The sequence below is a fragment of the Streptomyces sp. MI02-7b genome, assembly GCF_033793585.1.
GTDB lineage: Bacteria > Actinomycetota > Actinomycetes > Streptomycetales > Streptomycetaceae > Actinacidiphila.
Genome location: NZ_JARAWX010000031.1, coordinates 96,778 through 102,213, shown reverse-complemented (window position 1 = coordinate 102,213; position 5,436 = coordinate 96,778). Strand labels below are relative to the sequence as shown.

5 protein-coding genes and 1 pseudogene are annotated in these 5,436 nt (G+C 71.9%); 2 read left to right on the top strand and 4 right to left on the bottom strand.

The features are described 5' to 3' along the window. Together PV364_RS35470 and PV364_RS35465 are read right to left on the bottom strand one after the other, a co-directional pair. Positions 1–99, bottom strand: a pseudogene (locus tag PV364_RS35470) (electron transfer flavoprotein subunit beta); the annotation flags it as partial. 31 nt (positions 100–130) lie between these two features. Beyond that, a complete protein-coding gene (locus tag PV364_RS35465) occupies positions 131–1,282 on the bottom strand; it encodes an acyl-CoA dehydrogenase family protein (protein WP_319664891.1) in 1,152 nt (383 codons plus the stop codon). Between the two features lie 120 nt (positions 1,283–1,402). Here PV364_RS35465 and PV364_RS35460 point away from each other — a divergent pair, with 120 nt between their 5' ends. Next, positions 1,403–2,092 (top strand): TetR family transcriptional regulator, encoded by a 690-nt coding sequence (locus tag PV364_RS35460; protein WP_319664898.1) that lies wholly within the window; start codon positions 1,403–1,405, stop codon positions 2,090–2,092. 73 nt (positions 2,093–2,165) lie between these two features. Here the strand turns inward: PV364_RS35460 and PV364_RS35455 are convergent, their stop codons facing one another. After that, complete coding sequence (locus PV364_RS35455; protein ID WP_319664890.1) at positions 2,166–4,154, bottom strand: ABC transporter ATP-binding protein; 1,989 nt, start codon at positions 4,152–4,154, stop codon at positions 2,166–2,168. A gap of 191 nt (positions 4,155–4,345) precedes the next feature. On the opposite strand from PV364_RS35455, the gene PV364_RS35450 reads away from it, so the two are divergent. Continuing rightward, the gene (locus tag PV364_RS35450; protein WP_319664889.1) at positions 4,346–5,056 is read left to right on the top strand and encodes a dienelactone hydrolase family protein; all 711 of its coding nucleotides are present in this window, start codon (positions 4,346–4,348) and stop codon (positions 5,054–5,056) included. Positions 5,057–5,106: 50 nt separating this feature from the next. Here the strand turns inward: PV364_RS35450 and PV364_RS35445 are convergent. Next, on the bottom strand, positions 5,107–5,436 hold a 330-nt coding region (locus tag PV364_RS35445; RefSeq protein WP_319664887.1), incomplete at its 5' end, for a peptidoglycan-binding protein.

Here is a 5,436-nt window from a genome sequence, read left to right as displayed (position 1 = left end):
GTCCACCGCATCACGATCCGTCGTCAGATCCCCCGCGAAGTGACGATCACCCGTGGCATCAGGCACGTACTTCACCGCTACAACGATCCTCAAGCTCACTTGATGTCCCTCCACACTCTCGGTTTGCCGATTACGGCAGGTTGCGGGCCATGACGATGCGCTGGACCTGGTTGGTGCCCTCGTAGATCTGGGTGATCTTCGCGTCCCGCATCATGCGCTCCACCGGGTAGTCCCGCGTGTACCCGTAACCACCCAGCAGCTGCACCGCGTCCGTGGTGATCTCCATCGCCGCGTCCGAGGCGTAGCACTTCGCCGCCGCGCCGAAGAAGGTCAGGTCGCCGTCGCCCCGCTCGGACTTCGCCGCCGCCGCGTACGTCAGCTGCCGCGCCGCCTCCAGCTTCATCGCCATGTCCGCCAGCATGAACTGGATGCCCTGGAACTCCGCGATCGCCTTGCCGAACTGCTTGCGCTCCTTGACGTAGCCCTTGGCGTAGTCCAGCGCGCCCTGGGCGATGCCGATCGCCTGTGCGGCGATCGTCACGCGGGTGTGGTCCAGCGTCCGCATCGCGGTGGCGAAGCCGGTGCCCTCCGCGCCGATCATCCGGTCCGCCGGGATGCGCACGTTGTCGAAGTACACCTCGCGCGTGGGCGAGCCCTTGATGCCGAGCTTCTTCTCCGGGGCGCCGAAGGACACCCCCTCGTCGCCCTTCTCCACCACGAAGGCCGATATCCCCTTGGAGCGCTTCTCGGGGTCGGTCACCGCCATCACCGTGTAGAACTCCGACACGCCGGCGTTGGTGATCCACCGCTTGACGCCGTTGAGCACCCAGAAGTCGCCGTCGCGCACCGCGCGGGTCTTCATCCCCGCCGCGTCGGAGCCGGCCTCCGGCTCCGAGAGGCAGTAGGAGAACATGCCCTCGCCGCGCGCCAGCGCCCCCAGGTACTTCGCCTTCAGCTCCTCCGAGCCCGACAGCTGCACCGGCAGCGAGCCGAGCTTGTTCACGGCCGGGATCAGCGACGAGGAGGCGCACACGCGCGCGACTTCCTCGATCACGATCACCGTGGACAGCGCGTCCGCGCCCGCACCGCCGAACTCCTCCGGCACGTGCACCGCGTGCAGGTCGTTCGCCTCCAGTGCCTCGCGCGCCTCCTCGGGGAACCGCCCCGCCTCGTCCACCTCCGCCGCGAACGGCGCGATCTTCGCCTCCGCGAGCGAACGCACCGCGTCGCGGAGCATGTCGTGCTCCTCCGACGTCCGGAACAGGTCGAATTCCTGGCTCACGATCGGTCACTCCAGTCCGTGTACGGCGCCCATGGCATCGAGTACCCTCAATTATGCACACTCAGTGCCATCCGTAAGCCCTCGATGCTAGATTTTCGGACCATGACCACGAAGCCCCCGATGCGGGACGCACTCGTCGCAGCGGCCTTCCGGCTCTTCCTGGAACGCGGCTACGAGGCGACGACGATCGACGACATCGTCGCCCTCGCGGGCGTCGGCCGGCGGTCGTTCTTCCGCTACTTCCCCTCGAAGGAAGACGTGGTCTTTCCCGACCATGAGCGCGCGCTGGCCGAGATGACCGAGTTCCTGGAGGCGAGCGCGGACGCCGACGACCCGGTGTCCAAGGCGTGCGGCGCCGCCCGCCTGGTGCTGAACATGTACGCCGAGAACCCCACCTTCTCCGTGCAGCGCTACCGCCTGACCAAGCAGGTGCCCGGTCTGCGCGCGTACGAGCTGTCCGTGGTCTGGCGCTACGAGCGCGCGCTGGCGGAGTACCTCGGGGCGCGCTTCGCCGGCCGCCCGGACGGCAAACTGCGGGCCGACGTCATCGCCGCCGCCGTGGTCGCCGCGCACAACAACGGCCTGCGCTCGTGGCTGCGTTCCGGCGGCGAGGGCGACGCCTTCGCCGCCGTGGACCACGCGCTGGAGTACGTGCGCCGCGGCTGGAACGCCGAGGGCGCCGCCGCGGCCGGGGAGCCGGCGGAGGCCGAGGACGACGTCGTCGTGGTGATCACCCGGCGGCGCACGCCGATGTGGCGGGTGGTCCGGGAGATCGAGTCCTCGCTGGAAGGGGAACGATCCCCCTCATAAGGAACTGAGTACCCCGACCGGGGCACCCAGTTCCCCCCAACGCTTCAGCGTGCCGCGACCCCGTCCGGGCAGGTCAGAGCGCCTCCGCGTTCGGCTCGGCGCGCTGCGCCGGGACCGCGCCCTCGGGGTGCTCGTACTGCCGGGACTGGAGCGTGTACATCTCCCGGAACAGACCGGGCCCGGCGGCGTCCGCCATCAGCGCCTCGAAGCTGCCGCGCTCGACGACGCGGCCCGCGTCCAGGACGTAGATCTCGTCGGCGTGCCGGACGCTGTGCAGCCGGTGGGTGATCAGGACGACGGTCTGACCGTCGTCGGCGAGTTCGCGGATGAGGTCGAAGACGCGCTGTTCGGCCTGGGCGTCGAGAGCGCTGGTGGGCTCGTCCACCACGAGGATCTCGGCGTCCCGGTACTGGGCGCGGCTGAGCTGGAGGCGCTGCCACTGGCCGCCGGAGATCTCGTGGCCGCCGCGGTAGCCGCGGGCGAGCAGGGTGTCCCAGCCGTGCGGGAGGGCGGAGACGACCTCGTCGGCCCCCGAGTAGCGGGCGGCGGCGTCGAGGCGGTCGTCGGTGAGGGGCGCGCCGGGGCGGCCGATGGCGACGTTGACCCGGGCGGTGAAGGGCCAGCGGCAGGCGTCCTGGGAGACCAGGGCGATGCGGTCGAAGATCTGGCGGCGGTCGGCGTCGGCGGCGTCCACTCCGTCCCAGCGCACGCGCCCGGCGTCCGGGGCGTACAGACCGCACAGCAGCTTGGCGAGGGTGGTCTTGCCGCTGCCGTTGCGGCCGACGAGGGCGACGATCTTCCCGGCCGGGATGGTGACGTCGACGTCGCACAGGGCCGGCCCCTTCTCCGTGCCGGGGTAGCTGAAGGTGACCTTCTCGAAGCGGATGGCGCCGACGCGCTCGGGGAGGTCGAGTCCGCCGGGCGGGATCGCCAGCCGGTCGGCCTCGGTGCACAGCCGGTCGAGGTCGGCGACGAACAGCGCCTCCTCGTGCAGGTAGCCCAGTTGGACGACGAGCCGGTCCAGGGAGGAGGAGCCGGTGCGGATGGCGATGACCGCGGTGCCCGCGACCGACAGCGCCATCGCCCCGCTCCACAGCAGGGCGCCGAGCGCGCCGTACGTCGCCGCCGTGGCGAGCCCGGTCCATGCGGCGGCCGTCAGCCCGGTGCGGGCGGCCAGCCGGGCGAGCCGGGTCTGCTCCTGCTCGCCGGTCTCGGCCATGGCCCTGAAGTGCCTCAGCAGGAACGGCCCGAGGCCGTGCACCCGCACTTCCGGCGCCGCCTCCCGGTCGATGAGCAGCCGTCCGAGCAACTGCCCGGCCCGGGCGTGCTGCACGAAGTTGTGGAAGGAGATGTACCGGCGCCGCGCGATGGTGAGCGCGCTCCAGGCGCTGGGCAGGGTCATCAGCCCCAGCAGCGGCAGCAGCGCCGGGTGCAGGACGGCCAGGACGCCGGCCGCGGCGCCCAGCGAGATGAGGGCGTTGACGACCTCCGCACAGAACATGATCATGCGGCGGGCCGAGGCCGCGCCCCAGGACGCGGAGTCCAGCAGTTTGTGGAACTCCTCGTCCTCCACGGCCGCGAGCTCCACGCGGGCCACGCGCTCCAGGTAGGTCTCGGTGGCCACACGCTCCACCGTCGGCTCGAGTTTGCCCGTGCCCGCCGTGGACACCGAGCGCAGCAGCGCGCCGGCCAGGGCGGCGCCTGCGACGACCGCCAGAGCGGGCGCGGCGCCCGTCAGCCGCTCGGTGGTCTCCCCCGGCAGGAGAACCCGCGCGAGCACGGCGTTGACGGCGACCAGGCCCACCGCCTGGACGATGCCGCGGCCCACCTCGGCCAGGGCGACCGCGCGCAGTGCCCGGGGGTCGGCGCGGTGCGCCAGGCGCACGCTGGTGGCGACGAGTTGCGGCAGCCGCCGGATCATCGCGCGCAGGCCCAGCTCCAGGAAGGAGCCGTCGTGCTTGTTCCACCCCATGTCGTAGCGGAGCGGCCCGCCGAACAGCAGTCGCTCCGACTCCGAGACCTCCTCCGGCGCCAGTGCGTCGGTGCCCGTCGTCTTCCCCATGCGCAGTCCCCCCTCGACCGAATCGGACGTACGCTCGGACAACGCCGCGACCCGGTCCTCCGTAACGGGGAATCGAGGACGATTTTCCGCCGGTTTGTTCGGTATCGCTCCGGTGCCGTTACTGGGCAAGCGCCCCGCTTTGCGCATGCTTTAAATTTGTACGATCAGGTCCCCGGGCATAGCGTGATCCCATGGCCGAGACTCCGCAGCAGACCGGTTCCCCCGTCCGTCAGAACGTCACCTTCACCAGCGCAGGAGCCACCGCGCACGGCTACCTGGCGCTGCCGCCCGCCGGGCACGGTCCGGGCGTGATCGTGATCCAGGAATGGTGGGGCCTGAACGACCACATCGCCGACGTCACCGAACGCCTGGCCAAGGAGGGCTTCGTCGCCCTCGCCCCCGACCTGTACGGCGGCAACGTCGCCCACGACTCCGGCGAGGCGCTGCGCATGATGCGCGCGCTGCCGGTGGCGCACGGCGTCGATCTGCTGTCCGGCGCCGTGGACTACCTCCTCGGGCGCCCCGAGGTCACCTCGGACACCGTCGGCTCCGTCGGCTTCTGCATGGGCGGCGGATTCGTCCTCTACCAGGCCGCCAACGACCCGCGGGTGAGCGCCGCGGTCCCCTTCTACGGGGTCATCCAGGGCGAACTGCCCGACTTCAGCGGCCTCAAGGCCGAGGTCCTCGGGCACTTCGGCGAGACCGACGAGAGCGTTCCGCCGGCCGCGCTGGTCGCCCTGCGCGACGCCATCCGCGAACAGGCCGGTGTCGAGGCCGACTTCCGCACCTACCCGGCCGGCCACGCGTTCTTCAACGACCAGCGTCCCGAGGCGTACCACGCCGAGTCGGCGGACCGCGCCTGGCGCAGCACACTGGAGTTCCTCCACGCCCGGCTGGGCTGACCCCACGCCCCGCGGGGGCGGCACCCGGGACGGGGTGCCGCCCCCGCGGTTCACGGCGCGAGCAGCCGCAGCCAGCCCGCCGACCGGACGGCACCGTCCACCGGCAGCGCCTGCGCGCCCTGGAAGGACCGCACCGCGGCCGCCGTCGCCGTACCGAACACCCCGTCCACCGCCAGCGCCGCCCCGTGGGCGTTGAGCAGCGACTGCGCCGCCGACACGGCGGCGCCGCCGTCGCCCTGGGCCAGCGGCGACACGACGAGCGCCTGCCAGGTCGCGGACCCGACGGCACCGTCCACCGGCAGCGCCTGCGCGCCCTGGAAGGACCGCACCGCGGCCGCCGTCGCCGTACCGAACACCCCGTCCACCGCCAGCACCGCGCC